The organism is Pseudomonas sp. LB3P93 (assembly GCF_054898025.1).
Genome location: NZ_CM142713.1, coordinates 2,753,122 through 2,771,208 on the forward strand (window position 1 = coordinate 2,753,122; position 18,087 = coordinate 2,771,208).

Sequence of the window (18,087 nt, forward strand, 5' to 3'; positions counted from 1 at the left end):
GCCTGTTCAGTTCGCTACGCTAATAATTACAAGATGAGGAACCCCCCAAAATGAACGTCAAGATTTCCCACACTGCCAGCACCCAGAAGTTTCTCGAAGACGCCAGCGGCTTGCTCAACGAAGCCGGCAACCCGCGGGTCAAAGCCCTGGTCTACCGCATTCTGCGTGATTCGGTGAACATAATCGAAGACCTGGCCGTGACCCCGGAAGAGTTCTGGACAGCCGTCAATTACCTCAACGTGCTGGGCGCGCGTCAGGAAGCCGGTTTGCTGGTGGCAGGGCTGGGTCTGGAACATTACCTGGACTTGCTGATGGACGCCGAAGACGAGCAGGCGGGAAAGGCGGGCGGTACGCCACGGACCATCGAAGGCCCGCTGTATGTGGCGGGTGCGCCGCTGTCTAAAGGTGAGGCGCGACTGGATGATGGCGTCGATCCGGGCGTGGTCCTGTTCATGCGGGGCCAGGTGCGCAACACCGTTGGCGAACCATTGGCTGGTGCGGTGGTGGATGTCTGGCACGCCAACACGGGCGGCACGTATTCCTATTTCGATACCACGCAATCGGAGTTCAACCTGCGCCGCCGCATCGTCACCGATGTCGAGGGTCGCTATCGTTTCCGCAGCATCGTGCCGTCGGGCTACGGTTGCCCGCCGGACGGGCCGACCCAGCAATTACTCGATCAACTGGGCCGACATGGCCAGCGCCCGGCGCACGTTCACTTCTTTATCTCCGCGCCGGACCATCGTCACCTGACCACCCAGATCAACCTCGACGGTGACCAGTATCTGCACGACGATTTCGCCTACGCCACCCGCGACGAGCTGATCGCCCACATCACCTTCAGCGACGATCCACAGCGTGCAGCGGCCCATGGCGTCAGCGGGCGGTTTGCCGAGATCGACTTCGATTTCACCTTGCAGACTTCCGCGCAACCGGAAGAGCAGCAACGCCACGAACGGGTTCGTGCGCTTGAGGATTGAAATCCTCGAATAGCCGGACCTTTGTGGGAGCGAAAGCGGAGTGTCAGTCAACTTTGATGTTGAGGCTGATGGCCCTATCGCGAGCAAGCTCGCTCCCACAGTGGACGGTGTTCGTCCTGAATGAATGCGGTCAAATGTGGGAGCGAGCTTGCTCGCGATAGGGCCAGAACTGCCCACAGGTCAGCCCAATGACACACCGTTGCGAGCACTGTCTTAGAATGGTCCGAAGCAACCGATAACAACAACGAGAGTGACCCGATGATGCACGCGCAACTATTGAGTCAGCGCAGCAGAATATTCGACCATGCCGACCCTTACGCGGTGTCGGGTTACGTCAACCAGCACGTCGGCAACCATTGCATCCTGATGCCCAGGGCCGGCCGTCCGCTGGCCAGCCTCGATCATCGCAAATTCGCCAGTCTCGACCTGTGCCGCATCAGCTACGGTGCCAGCGTGCGGGTCACTTCCGGTGCGCTGGAAACTATCTATCACCTGCAAGTGCTGTTGCGGGGCAACTGCCTGTGGCGTGGTCACGGTCAGGAACATTACTTTGCGCCGGGCGAATTGCTGCTGATCAACCCCGACGATCCGGTGGACCTGACGTACTCCGACGATTGCGAAAAATTCATCCTCAAAGTGCCCACCCGACTGTTTGAATCGGTGTGCGAGGAGCAGCGCTGGCGCTATCCGGGGCAGGGCGTGCGGTTTCTGGAAAACCGTTATCAGCTCGATGAGCTGGAAGGTTTCGTCGGCCTGCTGGCGATGATTTGCCAGGAAGCCGAAGCCACCGAGCAGATCCCCCGAGTGCAGGAGCACTACGCGCAGATCATCGTCAGCAAGATGCTCAGCCTGATGAAAACCAACGTCATCCGCAGCAGCCTGGGCTCGTCGTCGGCGACGTTCGAGGTGATTGCCGATTACATCGCACGCAACCTCAAGCAGGACATCGACAGTGAAGAACTGGCGCGCCAGGCCAGTATGAGCCTGCGTTCGCTGTACGGCTTGTTCGAGCGCAATGCCGGCACGTCGCCGAAAAACTACATCCGGCAGAAGAAACTCGAACGCATCAACCTGTGCCTGAGCGACCCGACCTGCAACGTGCGCAACGTCACGGAAGTGGCCATGGATTACGGCTTCCTGCACCTGGGACGGTTCTCCGACAACTACCGCAAACAGTTCGGCGAATTGCCGTCCGACACCCTCAAACGCCGCGATTGACTGCAATCAATAGACCGCGCGATACATAACCTGTGGCGAGGGAGCTTGCTCCCGCTCGGCTGCGCAGCAGTCGCAAACCTGTGACCCCGGTTTTGCAGAATGATCGCTGTTGCAGGTTTTGGGGCCGCTATGCAGCCCAGCGGGAGCAAGCTCCCTCGCCACAAGGTCCGTGTCAGGCCTGATTGACTGGCACCGGACACTTACCGCACTTTGCAGTTAACGGATACACGTCTGCACCCATCGGATAGTCCCCCACATCCCCCCGTCCTAGCATGGCCCTGCCTGAATAAAAACAATGGAGGCGGCGGCCATGTCCCTGCGACCCGAATACCTTCACTCCCTGCTTGAAGATGACAAAGAACAAGGCATCTATCGCTGCAAGCGCGAGATGTTCACTGACCCACGGCTGTTCGACCTGGAGATGAAACACATCTTCGAAGGCAACTGGCTGTACCTGGCGCACGAAAGCCAGATCCCCAATATCAACGATTTCTACACCACCACCATGGGGCGTCAGTCGATCTTCATCGCGCGCAACAAGGAAGGTGTGCTCAACGCCTTCATCAACGCCTGCAGCCATCGCGGCGCGACGCTGTGCCGGCACAAGACCGGCAACAAAAGCTCCTACACCTGCCCGTTCCACGGCTGGACTTTCAACAACTCCGGCAAGTTGCTCAAAGTCAAAGACCCGGCCGCTGCGGGTTACCCGGCGAGCTTCAACTGCGAAGGCTCCCACGACCTGACCAAAGTCGCACGTTTCGAATCCTATCGCGGCTTCCTGTTCGGCAGCCTGAAGGCTGATGTGGTGCCACTGGTCGAGCACCTGGGCGAGTCGGCGAAGATCATCGACATGATCGTCGACCAGTCCGCCGATGGCCTCGAAGTGCTGCGCGGTTCCTCCAGCTACATCTACGAAGGCAACTGGAAACTCACCGCCGAAAACGGCGCCGACGGTTACCACGTCAGCTCTGTGCACTGGAACTACGCCGCCACCCAGAACCAGCGTAAACAGCGTGAAGCGGGCGACAGCAATCCGACGATGAGCGCCGGGACCTGGGCCAAGCAGGGCGGGGGGTTCTACTCGTTCGACAAGGGCCACATGCTGCTCTGGACCCGCTGGTCCAACCCCGAGGATCGTCCGCTCTACGAGCGCCGCGATGAACTGTCCCAAGACTTCGGCCAGGCGCGTGCCGACTGGATGATCGAGAACTCGCGCAACCTATGCCTGTACCCGAACGTGTACCTGATGGATCAGTTCAGCTCGCAGATCCGCATCGCCCGGCCGATCTCGGTCGACCGCACGGAAATCACCATTTATTGCATCGCCCCCAAAGGCGAAAGCGACCACGCCCGTTCGAGCCGGATTCGTCAGTACGAGGATTTCTTCAACGTCAGCGGCATGGCCACTCCGGACGATCTGGAAGAGTTTCGTTCCTGCCAGACCAGCTATCAGGGCAGCGTCACGACGTGGAATGACATGTCCCGCGGTGCCGAGCACTGGGTCGAGGGCGCCGATGAGGCAGCCAGGGAAATCGACCTGCATCCGCTGCTCAGTGGCGTGCGCACTGAAGACGAAGGCCTGTTCGTGCTGCAACACAAATACTGGCAGCAAACCATGCTCAAGGCCCTGGCCGCCGAACAGTCCGAATTGATCGCTGTGGAGGCAGTGCAATGACCATCACTTATGACGCCGTGCGCGATTTCCTCTACCGCGAGGCACGCTACCTCGATGACAAGCAATGGGATGACTGGCTGGAACTGTACGCCGCCGATGCATCGTTCTGGATGCCATCCTGGGACGACAACGATGAGTTGACCGAAGACCCGCAGCGCGAAATCTCGCTGATCTGGTACGGCAACCGCACCGGCCTGGAGGATCGCATCTTCCGCATCAAGACCGAGCGCTCCAGCGCCAGCGTTCCGGACACCCGTACTTCGCACAACATCAGCAATATCGAGCTGCTTGAGCAGGCCGACGGCCTGTGCAAGGTGCGCTTCAACTGGCACACCCTGAGCTTTCGCTACAAGACCGTCGACAGCTATTTCGGCAGCAGTTTCTACACCCTTGATGTGCGTGGTGAAAACCCGTTGATCAAGGCCAAGAAAGTGATCCTGAAGAACGATTACGTTCGCCAGGTCATCGATGTCTACCACCTCTGAGGGGGCCGTCATGACTCATTCCATTGCATTCAATTTTGAAGACGGCGTCACTCGGTTCATCGACGCCAATGTCGGCGAAACCGTGGCCGATGCCGCGTATCGCCAAGGCATCAACATTCCGCTGGATTGCCGCGACGGCGCCTGCGGCACCTGCAAGTGTTTCGCCGAGGCCGGTCGTTATGACTTGGGCGAGGAATACATCGAAGACGCCCTCACGGCGGACGAAGCCGAACAGGGTTTTGTCCTGACCTGCCAGATGCGCGCCCAGAGCGATTGCGTGGTGCGGGTGCCGACCTCATCGCAAGTTTGCCGTACGCAGCAGGCCAGTTACGACGCCACCATCAGCGCCGTGCGGCAGCTGTCCGACAGCACCATCGCGCTGTCGATCAAGGGCGAGGCGCTGAGCAAACTGGCGTTCCTGCCGGGCCAGTACGTGAACCTCGGGATTCCCGGCAGCGAGCAGACCCGCGCCTATTCCTTCAGCTCGTTGCAGCGTGACGGTGAAGTCAGTTTCCTGATCCGCAACGTGCCTGGCGGCTTGATGAGCAGCTTCCTCACCGGCATGGCCAAGGCCGGCGACAGCATGAGCCTGGCCGGGCCGTTGGGCAGTTTTTACCTGCGCGACATTCGTCGTCCATTGCTGCTGCTGGCCGGCGGTACGGGCCTGGCGCCGTTCACCGCGATGCTGGAAAAAATCGCCGAGCAGGGCAGTGAGCACCCGCTGCACTTGATCTACGGCGTGACCAACGATTTCGATTTGGTGGAACTGGACCGGCTCGAAGCGTTTGCCGCGCGAATCCCGAATTTCAGCTTCAGCGCGTGCGTTGCCAACCCCGACAGCCAGCACCCGCTCAAGGGCTACGTGACCCAGCACATCGAGCCACGGCATTTGAACGATGGCGACGTCGACGTCTACCTGTGCGGCCCGCCGCCGATGGTCGAAGCGGTCAGTCAGTTCATCCGTGAACAAGGCGTCGCCCCGACGAACTTCTACTACGAGAAATTCGCCGCCAGCGCGGCATAAATATCAGCGACGACACCGTCTCTGTAATTGGATGGACTCGCCCAAGCCGAGGCGTCAATGCGCCACGATGGCAGTCTAAACAGCCAACGACAGCGAGGGCGAGTCCATGAAAAAGCATACTTCGATTGATCAATCCCTGTCTTCTTCCGATTTGTCGGCCTGCACAACCGTGGCGGTCGATCTGGCCAAGCAGGTCTTTCAGGTCGCCGGTGAAGACGTCCTCGGCCAAGTGCACTACGAGCAACGGATCAAGTCGCGCGAGGCGTTTTATGAGTTTCTACGCCAGTTGCCGCCTCATGTCGTGGTTCTGATGGAGACCGGTCCGGGTGCTCAAGCCTGGGCCCGGCAGCTGCAAGACCAAGGCAATCTGGCGCGGATTCTTCCAGCCCGTTTGGTGGCCACACATCGTAGCGGGCCTAAAAATGATCGCAACGATGCGCTGGCGATTCTGCGCGCTGGTCGCGATGAAAAGATCTACGCAGTGCCGGTCAAAAGCGTTGCGGCGCTGGCAATGCAGGCGTTGCATCGCGCCCGCCAAGGCTATGTGCGTCGACGCACGGCGGTGAGCAATCAGATGCGCGGCCTGCTGCTCGAGCATGGCGTGGCCTTGGCGCAGGGCGATGTTGCGATCAGCCAGAAAATTCCGCGGGTACTGGAAGATGCCACCCAGCCGGTGCCGGGCCTGCTGCGTGAACTGATCGACGAACTGTTGGCCGAGTGGCACCATTTGGGCGAACGCATCAGCGTGCTGACGGGGCGCCTGGAAGTGGCCGCCAACGCCGACATGACGGCGAAGCGACTGATGACTGTGCGCGGCATCGGCCCAGTCACTGCCACGGCACTGGTGGCCAAGGAAACCAAGCCTGAGCGATTTCCCAATGCCCGCAAGTTTGCCGCGTACTTTGGCATGGTGCCTGACCAGCACAGCAGCGGGCAGACGGTCCGGCTGGGGGACATGACCAAGCGAGGCGATGTTTATTTACGCAGCCTGATGATCCAGGGAGCCCATGCGGTACTGCAACAACTACGACCTGATTCCCAGCAACCCGATGACCGCCGCTTGTTGCGCTGGATGAGCCGGCTGGGTCGTAAGGAGGCTGCGATCAGGCTAGCCAACCGCAACCTGCGAATCGTCTGGGTGCTTCTACAGAATGACCAGACTTATCGTCGCCAGGCGGGTGATGGCCAGCAAGCGACGATGAGCCACTGAGCGACAGAGTTCTGCCACCGAGGTACCAACTGTCCGACCCTTTGCTGAAAAACATTGACCCCAGGTAAGACCGGCGTGGATTGATGCCTTAGCTGCTACTGGCCTTCGAGGCCTGACTGTAATCGGCATACCACGAGCTCTTCCAATTTTGGCCAGAAGCCGAAGACGGCTTCCTCGAATAGGCCTAATACATAGATGCAACGGGGCGGCGGTTTTTCAAAAGCGGGTAGACAGTGGGGGCGAGTCCATACATAGCAGCTGCCGAGCTTGCGAGGCTGCGTTCGGCTGCGCAGCAGTCGTAAATCCTGAATACACGGTTTGTCTGAGACACCGCAGTGCATGGTTTTACGACTGCTTCGCAGCCGAACGCAGCCTCGCGGGCTCGGCAGCTGCTACAGAGATAGCCGTTCCCGCGAAATTGATTTTCGTATTGAGGTACACATGAACAGATTTCACGAAAAAGTCGCGCTGATCACTGGCGCGGCGCAAGGCATCGGTCGGCGGGTGGCGGAGCGCATGGCCGCCGAGGGCGCGCGGTTGATTCTGGTTGATCGCTCGGATCTGGTGTTCGAGGTGCAGCAACAATTGGGGCAGGGCAGCCAGGTGCTCGCGCTGACCGCCGACCTTGAGCAATACAGCGAGTGCAGCCGCGTGATGCGCACGGCCGTCGAACGCTTCGGGCGTCTGGATGTGCTGGTCAACAACGTGGGCGGCACGATCTGGGCCAAGCCTTTCGAGCATTACGAAGAGCAGCAGATCGAAGCCGAAGTCCGTCGTTCGCTGTTTCCGACGTTATGGTGCTGCCATGCCGCGCTGCCGTTCATGCTTGAGCAGGGCAGCGGCGCCATCGTCAACGTTTCGTCCATCGCCACTCGCAGCCTCAATCGTGTGCCGTACGGCGCGGCGAAGGGCGGCGTCAATGCGCTGACCGCTTGCCTGGCGTTTGAAACCGCCGGGCGTGGGGTTCGGGTCAATGCCACCGCGCCCGGTGGCACCGAAGCACCACCGCGGGTCATCCCGCGTAACAGCACCGAGCAAAGCGCCGAAGAAAAGGTCTGGTACCAGCAAATTGTCGACCAGACGCTCGACAGCAGTCTGATGAAACGCTATGGCACGCTGGATGAGCAGGCAGGCGCTATTCTGTTTCTGGCCAGCGACGAAGCGTCGTACATCACCGGCATGATCATGCCGGTGGGCGGCGGCGACCAAGGCTGACGCGACTCATAAAAACAGCGTACAAACAGGAGTCATCGTGATGAGCGACAAACCCACGATCGTGCTGGTCCATGGTTTTTGGGGCGGTGCCGCCCACTGGAACAAAGTCATCGCCGAACTGCTGAACAAGGGCTACACGAAGATCCGCGCGGTCGAAATGCCGCTGACGTCACTGGCCGACGATGCCGAGCGCACGCGCAAAATGATCGCCCAGGTGTCGGGGCCGGTGTTGCTGGTGGGGCATTCCTATGGCGGCGCGGTGATCACCGAGGCCGGCGATCAACCGAATGTCGTGGGGCTGGTGTACATCGCCGCATTCGCCCCTGACGCCGGTGAAAGTCCCGGCGGCATCACTCAACGGCATCCTCCCGTGGCGGCGGCCAACCTGGCGCCCGACAGCGATGGGTATTTATGGGTCAAACCTGAGCTCTACCACGAAAGTTTCTGCCAGGATCTGCCAGCGACCGAGGGATTGGTCATGGGCCTCACCCAGAAAGCACCCCTGGCCAGCACCTTCGGCGACACCATTAACACGGTGGCGTGGAAGACCAAGCCGTCGTGGTATCAGGTGTCCAGCGATGACCGGATGATCGCGCCGCAAAATCAGCAATGGATGGCCGGGCGGCTGAACGCCAGGGAAGTCCTGACCTTGAACGCCAGCCATGCTTCGCTGGCTTCGATGCCGGCTGAGATTGCCGCGTTTATCGACAAGGCCGCGACCGCGTTAGCCTAGACACCGTTACAAGCGACGCTGAAAGGCTCTGACAATCTTGAGCGTGGCGTCGCTTGTGTTCAGGTTTTGGACCGCGTCCAGCGGATACCACATGCAATCGAAAATTTCATTCTGTGGCCGGGCCTCGCCCGAGTTGAGCACTGACGCCTCGTAGACATGGTGTCGGGTGCCGCCCGTTTCCAGTTCCATCAAGTACAGCAAGCCATCGACTCCCAGACCTGTTTCCTCGTGGAGTTCGCGCATGGCCGCACCCGCGTTGGTCTCACCACGCTCGACTTTTCCCCCGGGCAAGGTCCAGCGACACCTGGGTTTGCGCACCAGGAGTACATGCCGATCCTGCTCGCAAATGACTGTTGCCCGTACTTTCATGTGTTACTAAACCGCCGCTTGTCATAAAACAGCCATAAAAATGCAATATTCAGGCCGAGGCCTGTGCTTCAAGGGTTTGAGCCCAGGGTGCTGCAGAAAGTGCGAAGGGATGTCGAAAACCTGGCGCGACGTCTGGTCGGCACTTGGGCAAAGGTCAGGTGTAAGGTAGCCAAGTCAATCGTGGCTTATCACTGCCGAAAAGGAGGTGACTATGAGCGTTCCGATGCTGAATAAAATGCACATGAACGGTTATGACGTACTCAGCGTAAACAACGGGCCCTGGCGGGTATGCACCAAAGGCGACCGGCTCGGTGCCTTTGCCAGCAGAGAGGAAGCACTGGCCTACGCGGCTGCGCTGCCTGGCTACAAAGCGGGTCGATCGACTCGAAGTCAGAAATCAGAATGAGCGTGAGCTTGAAGCCCTGGAATGCCGGGGCTTTTTTTTGTCGTAAACCACGGGGGCACGCCATGTTGGTTAATAACCTCCGCCGCCCCCACTGCGAGAGGGTTCCCTGGCTTTCTGTTGCGCGTGACTCCATTCCGCGCAGTTCATGAAGCTTTTGTGGTCGACCTTGCCCCTGTCATCGAAGCTGATGCTGTACGGCTTCTGTTGACCGGCCTGCGTCAGCTTGTAGTCAAAGCAAGTGCCAGGCACCACCGTGCGCTCTGATGTCGATAAAGGCTGACCGCCAATTTGCTGAACCTGATCCTTGCTCATGCCGGTATCGACTTTCGCGACCAGCGGCTGATCACGATAAACGTGCGAGTCAGTGCTGCAGCCACCCGTCGCCGCCAGCACGGCGACCAGCGCGAATAGAGGCTTGCTCATGACCACGCTCCCGTCAGTGAACTTTCTTTCGACTGATGATCTTTGCTTTTACTTCTTCGGCGTAGCCCGCCAGTCGCTCTTCATCGCCCTGGAACAAGGCACACAACTTCAGCGTTGTCTGTGCATCCACATCATTACCGGCCTGGCGAAGTTGCTCTGCAATACGCAAGAGTTCCACTGCCGACCACCTCAAGTCCGACGCAAGTCCCTGCAGGTCACGTCGAAGTTCATTTTCATCTTCGTTAAGCCACATGATGACCTCCTGCAAATACCCCTCACCGAAAGAGTAGTCCCGATTAGCGGGCCGGGCGGTTGTTCAACGGATGCTCAATGGATGGATGGTACGCCGCTGGTCGGGAGGATGAGCCCGATAGGACCGGCGTGATGTCGTACTGAGGTGGCGAATTTTCGCTAGGGAGAGGCAACTTCAAATGACCAACACCGATGATTTCAGATTCCATGCGCAAGCGCTGATTGTTGATCTGGATGCAGCAACCACGGAGATGATGAATCTGATTTCGGCTCATCAGTTGAGCGGTCCGGAGTGGGAGCGGGTCACTCAATGGCAGCATGAAGCCTATGAACGATGGATGACGTATTTGAATGAAAGGTCTTACCCAGACCACGGTGATCACAAACCAACCCCCTGAAGGGTGATTCAATAGATGGATGTCTGGACCGCTACTCGCTATATTTCCTGTTTTTCGGGATAAGGAAGCGTCATGCGGATGTTGATTGGGGGAGTAGCGATGGCGATGCTGGCAGGTTGTTCGTTGCCGGCATCCCTGGTTCCAGGTGAGCCTAACGTCAGCAAGTACAGTAACAAGACGCCCAAAGAATACGCAGGGTGTCTATTACCGCTATGGCAGCAGGAAGTCTCCAGAACGACTCAAACTGCAATTTCCAATGGTTACCGAATCAACGCGCCAAGCATTATTACGGCTGACGAGATTCTAGACATCGTGAAATACAAGGACGGCAGTCGGGTTTCGCTGTATCAGGGGCCACCGTGGGCCAAGTCGGACGCGATGCGTAAGGCGGTTCGCAGCTGCCTGTAGCATCCACTTCATGTGAATTTTGTTTATAAGCGCCATCTGTCGGAACCTAGGAACGGTTGTTCGCTGGAAAACTTCCAAGTGAAACTGTCCTTGGGAGTTTGGCGATGAATGATGATCAAAAGAAGCAAGCGCTGGCTGCCTGGTACAAGCTTCTCAACGAGCCTGAAATTCGCATGGATTGTGAAGAACAGTACGACGAGTTGCTTAAGGCGGCTGATGAAATGGAGCGTACCGGGCTGATCAGCGCTGTGGAATGGCGCAAGTTGGTGCAGGAGGCGGGCATTGCCTTTTCAAAAGCGATTGAGGGCGTGGGCGGCGGCACCTAGGTAGACCGCACACTGTATTTACGGTAACTCCTCCCAACTAACCTGCATCAAGCCATGTTCCTGTGCATGGCTGCGCAGCGCATCGAAATTTTGTTGATCGTGGTTGTCCCCATACGAAAGCCCGATACCCGAATGCAGGCAGGCGTAGTACCAAGCGTCTGGCTCAGTCATGTGGGAGTCGGGTTGAATAAAAATATGCCGAGTCTTGTTGAAGCCATATGTGATTTGAAAATATCGAGGGCGGTTCATCCGAATCTCCAGGTGCTGCCACTACGACCTTGATGGCGTAGTGCCAGTTCCCTCTGTTTTCGGACTTTTATCTGCTTCAGCAAAACGCGATGTTTTTCATTCAGTCGTCATGCACGCGCTCATGGCGCGTTCACGCAGGGGCGCTCAGCCAGCATGCATTGGAGGCATTCAGTATTGAGCTGGGAGCATTCGTTTTCGGCTTCTATCCGGGTCGGGTAGGTCGTTGGGAGCCTGCGCTTTTCTTCATTGTCATAGAGGTTGAAGCCTATGGGGGCGGTTTTGCAGTAGAAGCGCGTTCCGTTGCGCGTTGATCCCGTTTCCGTGGGAATTGCAGGGACGACAACGAATCTTGAAATCATCTTCGCGTACTCCTTCCGAATTCACCTTAATGTGTAGCGGCTACTGGCCACTACCGCAAGGGAGCGCTTGAAGAATCTGATGAACAGGCAGGGTTTGCCAAGAAAAGGTGCTGGTGGACGCCGTCAGGAAGTTGGTCGGCGCCGCTCGCTGCCAGAAGGGTTGCCAATGTTTATCAGCCTCCTTTCTACAAGGACATTCTGAAGTGCCTGGCGGTTATCAGGGTCCAGCTGATGTTCTCGCTCCTTGAGTTCCATCAGGATAGGGCTGGAGTAAGTGCGATAGATTTTCTCGGCTTTAAAAATGGACGTCATCTATCCTCCTTGATCAGGCGCCCGCTACAGAATCCGCGCCATTCGATTCGGTAGAAACCCTAGTCGAGGAAACGGATTTACGCCAATAAATTGCACTGCAATGGTGCGCCTGTTTGCGCGTGGGTTCAGCCAGAAGTCTAGGTTCCCGAATCTGCCCTACAGGTGAACGGTGGCATCAAACTTCGACTCGGCCGTACGTGGGGTAGGCACCGGGTCGTGCAGCAACGAGTAGCCTCGGTCCAGTAATGTGCGGCCGATAAAACGCGATCCCACCTCGTTCAAGTGCGAATCATCCAGGTACAGCAGTTGACCCTTGATAATCGGGCTGCACACGCCTCCGGGGCAGATCACTTGATTGGGGTCGATAAAGTGCACCTTCGGGTATTTCACACCTATATCAGTCCAATAGGGCGCCCTGGCGCTTTGGGCAACCGAGCAATCGTGGTCGGTACCGAACATCAAGTGGCGGATCGGGCAACTTGCAGCTTTTTCGATGTGCTGATTCCTCAAGATGACGATGACCTCTTCGCTGTGCTCCACCACCCGCTTGATACTCGCTTCGACCATGTCTTTGGCAATCGCGTCTCTGGGCCAGATCGCCGCCAGCACCACATAGCGGTAATGGTTCTGCTCGATCAGGCTGAACGCCCGTTCGTTGCGTTTTGCACAGTGGGCGGCGTAGACCGCGGACATGTCGACGGTGTACCCGAGGATCGGCGGGCACGAGTCCATGGTGTAGTCCATGATCGAGAGGTTGTTGGGTTTGGCCAGAAGATCGACCATGCCGGTGAAGTGATTGGCAAACGAATCACCGATCATGATGCCGTCCAGCCCTTCTTTTTTGACCCCCAGACGACACGCGTCATTAGGTGCTGTGCCGTACAGGGCATTGGTGACGTGGCACCCCTTGCGGATCTCACTTGGCTTTTGCAGGGTCATCGCTTCGAGTTGCGCAACCTCAGGGCTGAAACGTTGTGGAAACCCGTTGAATTGCAGACTCAGCACCGCCAACGCGGCCAGGCCCAATGCCGGAACGGCGAATCGACGGGCGAAAACCCGGGAAAAGTGCCACGTCGCCCCGTTGCGCCGAAAGGGCACCTCGACATAACGCCAGGACAGCCACGCGAGGATGATCGAGACCGCGATCAGCATCGCCCCGACAGGCAAATTGATGGGGATTTCCAGGTAACTCAGGTAGGCAATCAACGGCCAGTGCCACAAATACAGCGAGTAGGAAATCAAGCCGATAAACACCATTGGCCGGCTGGTGAGCAAACGCGAGCGCGTGTTCCCGCTGCCGGCCAGGATCAACAACGCGGCCCCCAGGCACGGGATCAGGGCGTTGATCCCGGGAAAGGTCGAGTTGGGGTTCAAGGCAAACAGCGAATAACCGATCAGCAGTAAGCCCGCCAGAGCAATGCCATGAGCTGTCAGCTTCCCGATGTTGCGCGGTTGATGCAGGTAGATCCCCAGCAACCCACCCAGCATCAATTCGAAAAAGCGCGTAGGCAACAGATAGTAGGCGGCTGTCGCAAAGATGCCTGTTGCGTATTCTGAAACGCCAACTGCGACGACCACGCCGATGGCCAATACCGGCAGCACGTAACGCGGCGCGAAGCGGTAGAGCAACACAATGAACAGCGGCCAGAGCAGGTAGAACTGCTCTTCAATACCCAGTGACCAGGTATGCAGCAGGGGGGCTTCACTGGCGTCAGCAGCGAAGTAGTTGCCGTATTTGACCCAGATGTAGACGTTCGACACGCCCATCAAAGAGAGCAGAGCGCTGACGTTGAGCCGGATCAGGTCAACCGGGGAAAGGATAAAGGCCCCGACGATCACCGTCGCCAGCAATACCGTCACCAAGGCAGGAACAATGCGATTGATGCGTCGCTGATAAAAGCCCTTCAGCGAAAAAGCATTACGCTTGACCTCGGAATAAACCTGGGAGGTGATCAAAAAGCCGGAGATGACGAAGAAGATGTCAACGCCAACAAACCCCCCTGGCAGCAGGCTGGTGTTGAGGTGATGCAAAAGTACCGCGATCACTGCCACAGCCCGCAGCCCATCGATGTCCGAGCGGTACTTGCCATGTGCCATGTGCCTGACCATCCCTAACGCTGTTGCTATCTGTCGGACGTCCGAGCCATGACGACCACTGTCAAGATTTGGACACAACCCACCTCACCTATCATTTGTAGTTGGAAATTTGACGGTGCGCAAAATTGAAATGCGAAATATTTGCGCCGATTCACGGAGCTTTTCCTGGGCGAGTTGATCCTGTTGAGATTCGATCGTTGGGATTTCAAGTTTCGACTGACGGTAGAACTTGATTGATATCAACCGTAAGCGTCGGACTGCCCTGTACGCTGGGGGAAACGATGTACATGACATTCGCTGTGAGTGGATCGTGTTCATCGGAACCCAGAGCGAGAATCCCATGCTCTATCCGCTGTTTCTGACCTTGCATCTGTTTGCCGCGCTGATTTTTATCGGCACGGTATTTTTCGAAGTCCTGTTCCTTGAAAGTATCCGCAAACAGTTGCCCGTAAGGGTCATGCTGCTGGTCGAACAGGGTATCGGTCGACGCGCACGCACCCTGATTCCATGGGTTTTGCTGGTGCTATTCGGCGCCGGGGCGGGGATGGTCTGGCTGCGCTATCTGCCGTCCCTTGCCACACCAATGGCCTCATCGTTCGGCACATTACTGATGTTGAAGATCGTGGTCGCGGTCAGCGTGCTGATGCACTTTCTGGTCGCCATGTACCTGTTCAAAACTGACCGGATGAGTGCCCGGTACCTGCACTTCATCCATGGCAGCCTGTTCTGCCACATGGTCGTCATCGTGCTGCTGGCCAAGGGCATGTTTTACCTGACGTGGTGACCTGGCTTGACCGGTGGACTGTTGCACAACCAGCACTTTGCCCGCGCTTGATACAAATCAAGGAGCATTAGTCGCCAGACCCCGACACTGGTAGTCCGCAGCCCGTCTCGGAGACCCGTCATGCTCAATTTTTTCCCCCGCCCCAGCGAGCTGGATATCCGGTGCGATCAAGGTGTGTTCGATCCCAACCGCCCTGTGGGCACTGAAAAATTCCATGACGGTATCGGCTCGCTTGATTTGCTTCGTGCCTTACGTGTCAGCCGCCAGAAGTGCCGTCCGCTGTCGCTGAGCGTGCAACTGCCTTCTAATCTGAGGCCTGCCTTGTGTTCCCCTCGCGATATTTCATGCCAGCACAGGGGTGTCGAACACTATCTTCAGCGTCTGCTGCATGAAATTGACCTCGTCGGTTGTCATCTGGGGACCGGGCAGCGGGTCGAGCAGTTTCATTTGGGGGGCGGAACACCCTCAATCGCTCACCTCAGACGGCTGATGAATCATCTTCGGGGCCGGTTCAACTTTCTCGGACATGAGTGCGGTGATTACAGCATTGAAGTTGACCTTCACCACACCGACTGGTCGACCATGGGCGTGTTGCGAGATCTGGGATTCAACCACGTCAGCATCGGCGTTCCCGACATCGGTGCCGACAGTGAAATGTCGGTGGACTGCTACCAGAACCCGGCACCCATCCATTCGCTGATCGATGCCGCTCGCACCTTTGGTTATCGATCGATCAATGTTGACCTGGGTTATGGCCATGCCTGGCAGACGCCAGAAAGTTTTGCGCTGAAACTGGCAACCATCATCGAACTGGAGCCGGACCGCCTGCTGGTATTTGATTATTCCCGGCCACCCCAACGCTATCGGCCGATACCCGGGGACAAAATCAGAGCATTGTGTAGCGAGGATGATAAAAGCGCGATGCGCCAGAGCTGCTTTGAACAGTTGATCGGCGCGGGTTATCACTACATTGGCCTGGGGCAGTTCGTCCGGCCCGATGATGATTTGGCGATTGCGCAGGAGCGAGGCCGGTTACGTCGCACCTGCGAGGGTTTTACCCGCCACGGGTATTGCGATCATATCGGCTTCGGTCTGGGCGCCATCAGTCAGATCGACGATTTGTACGCGCAAAACACCGGCGAGCTTGAACGATACTGCCAGCAACTGGACATGGACCAGCTGCCGACAAGTCGCGGTTGGCGCTGCGAGGCCGGGAACCAGATCAGGCAACGGGTGATGGAGCGACTGGCCTGTGATCTGGAGCTGGATATTCAGGCTGTCGAAACGCGTCATGGACTGATTTTTCGCCAGTACTTTTCATCCGTCTGGCCTATGTTGGAGCAATTGAGTCGTGACGGGTTGATTGAACTGTCCGACCGTTTCATCTGCATTCTTGAGGCCGGCAGGCCGCAAGTGGATGCCATCTGCAACCTGTTTGAAAGGGATTCGGGCGGTGCGGGGCATGAACCCCATTGCGAGTGGATTGACCATGACGACTTCATTTGATTTCAATCGTGCCCTGGTCGAAAAATATGACCGCCCAGGGCCGCGCTATACCTCCTATCCAACCGCGCCGCAATTTCATCAGGCGTTTGCCGTCGACGACTATCAGCGTGCCGCCCGCGACAGCAATGATGTGGCCGCGCCGAAACCGTTGTCGGTGTACATCCACATTCCGTTCTGCAAAAGCCTTTGTTACTACTGCGCCTGCAACAAAATCATTACCCAGAAAACCCATCGCGCCGTCGAGTACCTGACGTACCTCAAGCGTGAAATCGCGATGCAGGCGGCCTTGTTCGACAGCACGCGCAAACTCACTCAGTTGCACCTGGGGGGCGGCACACCGACCTATTTGACCAGTGAGCAACTGGCGGACCTGATGGACTGCCTGCACCAGGCGTTCAACATGGATGACAGCGATGACCATGAGTTTTCCATCGAGGTCGACCCGCGCACGATCAGCACCGAGCAGATTCAGTCGTTGCGCCAGTTGGGGTTCAATCGCCTGAGCTTTGGCGTGCAAGACTTCGATCCCGACGTGCAGGCAGCGGTCAATCGCCAGCAAAGCGAAGAGCAGATTTATGCGCTGGTCGCGGCGGCGAGGGAGGCGCACTTCAAGTCGATCAGCGTCGACCTTATCTACGGTCTGCCCCTGCAAACCGTGCGGAGTTTCGACGTCACCCTCAGCAAGATCATCGCGCTGCGTCCGGACCGGATTGCCGCCTACAGCTACGCGCATTTGCCGGAAATGGTTCGCGCGCAACGGCTGATTCGTCCCGCCGACATGCCGCCACCGGAGCGCAAGCTGGAACTGCTCGAGCTGACCATCCGCCGTCTGACCGAGGCCGGTTACGTCTACATCGGCATGGATCATTTCGCCTTGCCGGAGGACGAGCTGGCGCTGGCCCGGGCCAATGGCACCCTGCAGCGTAACTTTCAGGGCTATTCCACCCATGCCGACTGCGATTTGATCGGCCTTGGGGTGTCGTCGATCGGCAAGGTCGGCGACAGCTACAGCCAGAGCGTCAAGGAGCTTTCGCAGTACTACAGCCGTATCGATCAAGGGATGTTGCCGGTTCATCGGGGTTATCGCTTGAATGCTGACGACCTGCTGCGCCGCGAGGTGATCAGCGACCTGATGTGCCACGGCCGTATCAGGTTCGACACGTATGAAGTGCGACATGGCATTCGCTTCACCGAGTATTTCGCCGAGGCGCTGGCACAACTGGACGAGCATGTGCGCGATGGTTTGCTGCAGATTCATCGCGACGAATTGGTGCTGTTGCCACAGGGGCATTTGATGATGCGCAGTGCCGCGATGGCGTTTGACGCCTACCTGGGTGGTGAGCAAAAAGGCCAGTTTTCCCGCACGGTTTGAGACTCTGGAGCCTAATGCTGATCAGTTAAACCATTTCAGCCGTAACGCACACCTTGTAGCAGCTGGCGAAGCCTGCGTCCGGCTGCGTAGCAGTCGTGAAATCAGAGTTCGCGGTGTATCAGGAAAGCCATGCAAGCCGGATTTACGACTGCTACGCAGCCGGACGCAGGCTTCGCCAGCTGCTACGAGGTTTGCGTTGCGGCAATTTCTTAAGTTGATTTCAATCAAGGGCGGGGGGCGCAACGCTCCCTAACATGACCGCAAGCCCCCTTTGAATTCAGCGAAC

21 protein-coding genes are annotated in these 18,087 nt (G+C 57.8%); 15 read left to right on the forward strand and 6 right to left on the reverse strand.

What is annotated here, in order from left to right; translation table 11 throughout:
* Positions 1-50 precede the first annotated feature (50 nt).
* The 8 genes from catA (at position 51) to ACYZT8_RS12480 (ending at position 8,540) form a co-directional block, all read left to right on the forward strand.
* Entirely contained in the window at positions 51-980 is a 930-nt protein-coding gene (gene catA, locus ACYZT8_RS12445) for a catechol 1,2-dioxygenase (protein WP_461981494.1), read from the forward strand.
* Between the two features lie 258 nt (positions 981-1,238).
* On the forward strand, positions 1,239-2,198 hold the full coding sequence (locus tag ACYZT8_RS12450; protein WP_461981496.1) for an AraC family transcriptional regulator: 960 nt from the start codon (positions 1,239-1,241) through the stop codon (positions 2,196-2,198).
* A gap of 310 nt (positions 2,199-2,508) precedes the next feature.
* Positions 2,509-3,873, forward strand: coding sequence for a benzoate 1,2-dioxygenase large subunit (benA, locus tag ACYZT8_RS12455; RefSeq protein ID WP_461981497.1), 1,365 nt, complete (start codon positions 2,509-2,511; stop codon positions 3,871-3,873).
* Positions 3,870-4,358 carry a benzoate 1,2-dioxygenase small subunit gene (gene benB / locus ACYZT8_RS12460; protein WP_461981499.1) on the forward strand — a complete coding sequence of 163 codons (489 nt, stop codon included), beginning with the start codon at positions 3,870-3,872 and terminating at the stop codon, positions 4,356-4,358. Before benA ends, benB begins: the two co-directional genes overlap by 4 nt.
* 10 nt (positions 4,359-4,368) lie before the next feature.
* On the forward strand, positions 4,369-5,382 hold the full coding sequence (gene benC / locus ACYZT8_RS12465; protein ID WP_461958516.1) for a benzoate 1,2-dioxygenase electron transfer component BenC: 1,014 nt from the start codon (positions 4,369-4,371) through the stop codon (positions 5,380-5,382).
* A 151-nt stretch (positions 5,383-5,533) separates the two neighbouring features.
* Positions 5,534-6,592, forward strand: a complete 1,059-nt coding sequence (locus tag ACYZT8_RS12470; protein WP_461982331.1) for an IS110 family RNA-guided transposase — start codon at positions 5,534-5,536, stop codon at positions 6,590-6,592.
* A gap of 441 nt (positions 6,593-7,033) precedes the next feature.
* Complete coding sequence (locus ACYZT8_RS12475) at positions 7,034-7,807, forward strand: 1,6-dihydroxycyclohexa-2,4-diene-1-carboxylate dehydrogenase (protein WP_461981501.1); 774 nt, start codon at positions 7,034-7,036, stop codon at positions 7,805-7,807.
* A 40-nt stretch (positions 7,808-7,847) separates the two neighbouring features.
* Positions 7,848-8,540 (forward strand): alpha/beta hydrolase, encoded by a 693-nt coding sequence (locus ACYZT8_RS12480; protein WP_461981503.1) that lies wholly within the window; start codon positions 7,848-7,850, stop codon positions 8,538-8,540.
* A gap of 6 nt (positions 8,541-8,546) precedes the next feature.
* On the opposite strand, the gene ACYZT8_RS12485 is transcribed toward ACYZT8_RS12480, so the two are convergent.
* Positions 8,547-8,909, reverse strand: a complete 363-nt coding sequence (locus ACYZT8_RS12485) for an NUDIX hydrolase (protein WP_461981505.1) — start codon at positions 8,907-8,909, stop codon at positions 8,547-8,549.
* A 211-nt stretch (positions 8,910-9,120) separates the two neighbouring features.
* Between ACYZT8_RS12485 and ACYZT8_RS12490 the strand changes: the two genes are divergently transcribed.
* Positions 9,121-9,315, forward strand: a complete 195-nt coding sequence (locus tag ACYZT8_RS12490) for a DUF2188 domain-containing protein (protein ID WP_461958520.1) — start codon at positions 9,121-9,123, stop codon at positions 9,313-9,315.
* Positions 9,316-9,384: 69 nt separating this feature from the next.
* Here ACYZT8_RS12490 and osmE read toward each other — a convergent pair whose 3' ends face one another.
* Complete coding sequence (gene osmE, locus ACYZT8_RS12495; protein ID WP_461981507.1) at positions 9,385-9,738, reverse strand: osmotically-inducible lipoprotein OsmE; 354 nt, start codon at positions 9,736-9,738, stop codon at positions 9,385-9,387.
* Positions 9,739-9,751: 13 nt separating this feature from the next.
* Entirely contained in the window at positions 9,752-9,991 is a 240-nt protein-coding gene (locus ACYZT8_RS12500; protein ID WP_461981509.1) for a hypothetical protein, read from the reverse strand.
* Between the two features lie 178 nt (positions 9,992-10,169).
* On the opposite strand from ACYZT8_RS12500, the gene ACYZT8_RS12505 reads away from it, so the two are divergent.
* From ACYZT8_RS12505 to ACYZT8_RS12515, 3 genes are all read left to right on the forward strand, one after another.
* The gene (locus ACYZT8_RS12505) at positions 10,170-10,388 is read left to right on the forward strand and encodes a hypothetical protein (protein WP_461981511.1); all 219 of its coding nucleotides are present in this window, start codon (positions 10,170-10,172) and stop codon (positions 10,386-10,388) included.
* A gap of 72 nt (positions 10,389-10,460) precedes the next feature.
* Positions 10,461-10,796, forward strand: coding sequence for a hypothetical protein (locus ACYZT8_RS12510; protein ID WP_461981513.1), 336 nt, complete (start codon positions 10,461-10,463; stop codon positions 10,794-10,796).
* A gap of 104 nt (positions 10,797-10,900) precedes the next feature.
* A complete protein-coding gene (locus ACYZT8_RS12515; RefSeq protein WP_461981515.1) occupies positions 10,901-11,122 on the forward strand; it encodes a hypothetical protein in 222 nt (73 codons plus the stop codon).
* A gap of 18 nt (positions 11,123-11,140) precedes the next feature.
* Here ACYZT8_RS12515 and ACYZT8_RS12520 read toward each other — a convergent pair whose 3' ends face one another.
* The 3 genes from ACYZT8_RS12520 to ACYZT8_RS12530 form a co-directional block, all read right to left on the reverse strand.
* The gene (locus tag ACYZT8_RS12520) at positions 11,141-11,371 is read right to left on the reverse strand and encodes a DUF6555 family protein (protein WP_461981517.1); all 231 of its coding nucleotides are present in this window, start codon (positions 11,369-11,371) and stop codon (positions 11,141-11,143) included.
* A 482-nt stretch (positions 11,372-11,853) separates the two neighbouring features.
* Positions 11,854-12,042: a hypothetical protein gene (locus ACYZT8_RS12525; protein ID WP_461981519.1), complete on the reverse strand. Its 189-nt coding sequence runs from the start codon at positions 12,040-12,042 to the stop codon at positions 11,854-11,856.
* Positions 12,043-12,198: 156 nt separating this feature from the next.
* Positions 12,199-14,139: an acyltransferase family protein gene (locus ACYZT8_RS12530; RefSeq protein ID WP_461981521.1), complete on the reverse strand. Its 1,941-nt coding sequence runs from the start codon at positions 14,137-14,139 to the stop codon at positions 12,199-12,201.
* 340 nt (positions 14,140-14,479) lie between these two features.
* Here ACYZT8_RS12530 and ACYZT8_RS12535 point away from each other — a divergent pair, with 340 nt between their 5' ends.
* From ACYZT8_RS12535 to hemN, 3 genes are all read left to right on the forward strand, one after another.
* Entirely contained in the window at positions 14,480-14,923 is a 444-nt protein-coding gene (locus tag ACYZT8_RS12535) for a CopD family copper resistance protein (protein WP_461981523.1), read from the forward strand.
* 120 nt (positions 14,924-15,043) lie between these two features.
* The gene (locus tag ACYZT8_RS12540; protein ID WP_461981525.1) at positions 15,044-16,429 is read left to right on the forward strand and encodes an oxygen-independent coproporphyrinogen III oxidase; all 1,386 of its coding nucleotides are present in this window, start codon (positions 15,044-15,046) and stop codon (positions 16,427-16,429) included.
* Positions 16,413-17,801, forward strand: a complete 1,389-nt coding sequence (gene hemN / locus ACYZT8_RS12545) for an oxygen-independent coproporphyrinogen III oxidase (RefSeq protein WP_461981527.1) — start codon at positions 16,413-16,415, stop codon at positions 17,799-17,801. Before ACYZT8_RS12540 ends, hemN begins: the two co-directional genes overlap by 17 nt.
* Positions 17,802-18,087 lie beyond the last annotated feature (286 nt).

Coding starts and splice junctions, on each gene's coding strand:
- catA (WP_461981494.1), top strand. CDS start 51: ATGAACGTCAAGATTTCCCACACTGCCAGCACCCAGAAGTTTCTCGAA.
- ACYZT8_RS12450 (WP_461981496.1), top strand. CDS start 1,239: ATGATGCACGCGCAACTATTGAGTCAGCGCAGCAGAATATTCGACCAT.
- benA (WP_461981497.1), top strand. CDS start 2,509: ATGTCCCTGCGACCCGAATACCTTCACTCCCTGCTTGAAGATGACAAA.
- benB (WP_461981499.1), top strand. CDS start 3,870: ATGACCATCACTTATGACGCCGTGCGCGATTTCCTCTACCGCGAGGCA.
- benC (WP_461958516.1), top strand. CDS start 4,369: ATGACTCATTCCATTGCATTCAATTTTGAAGACGGCGTCACTCGGTTC.
- ACYZT8_RS12475 (WP_461981501.1), top strand. CDS start 7,034: ATGAACAGATTTCACGAAAAAGTCGCGCTGATCACTGGCGCGGCGCAA.
- ACYZT8_RS12480 (WP_461981503.1), top strand. CDS start 7,848: ATGAGCGACAAACCCACGATCGTGCTGGTCCATGGTTTTTGGGGCGGT.
- ACYZT8_RS12485 (WP_461981505.1), bottom strand. CDS start 8,909: ATGAAAGTACGGGCAACAGTCATTTGCGAGCAGGATCGGCATGTACTC.
- ACYZT8_RS12490 (WP_461958520.1), top strand. CDS start 9,121: ATGAGCGTTCCGATGCTGAATAAAATGCACATGAACGGTTATGACGTA.
- osmE (WP_461981507.1), bottom strand. CDS start 9,738: ATGAGCAAGCCTCTATTCGCGCTGGTCGCCGTGCTGGCGGCGACGGGT.
- ACYZT8_RS12500 (WP_461981509.1), bottom strand. CDS start 9,991: ATGTGGCTTAACGAAGATGAAAATGAACTTCGACGTGACCTGCAGGGA.
- ACYZT8_RS12505 (WP_461981511.1), top strand. CDS start 10,170: ATGACCAACACCGATGATTTCAGATTCCATGCGCAAGCGCTGATTGTT.
- ACYZT8_RS12510 (WP_461981513.1), top strand. CDS start 10,461: ATGCGGATGTTGATTGGGGGAGTAGCGATGGCGATGCTGGCAGGTTGT.
- ACYZT8_RS12515 (WP_461981515.1), top strand. CDS start 10,901: ATGAATGATGATCAAAAGAAGCAAGCGCTGGCTGCCTGGTACAAGCTT.
- ACYZT8_RS12520 (WP_461981517.1), bottom strand. CDS start 11,371: ATGAACCGCCCTCGATATTTTCAAATCACATATGGCTTCAACAAGACT.
- ACYZT8_RS12525 (WP_461981519.1), bottom strand. CDS start 12,042: ATGACGTCCATTTTTAAAGCCGAGAAAATCTATCGCACTTACTCCAGC.
- ACYZT8_RS12530 (WP_461981521.1), bottom strand. CDS start 14,139: ATGGCACATGGCAAGTACCGCTCGGACATCGATGGGCTGCGGGCTGTG.
- ACYZT8_RS12535 (WP_461981523.1), top strand. CDS start 14,480: ATGCTCTATCCGCTGTTTCTGACCTTGCATCTGTTTGCCGCGCTGATT.
- ACYZT8_RS12540 (WP_461981525.1), top strand. CDS start 15,044: ATGCTCAATTTTTTCCCCCGCCCCAGCGAGCTGGATATCCGGTGCGAT.
- hemN (WP_461981527.1), top strand. CDS start 16,413: ATGACGACTTCATTTGATTTCAATCGTGCCCTGGTCGAAAAATATGAC.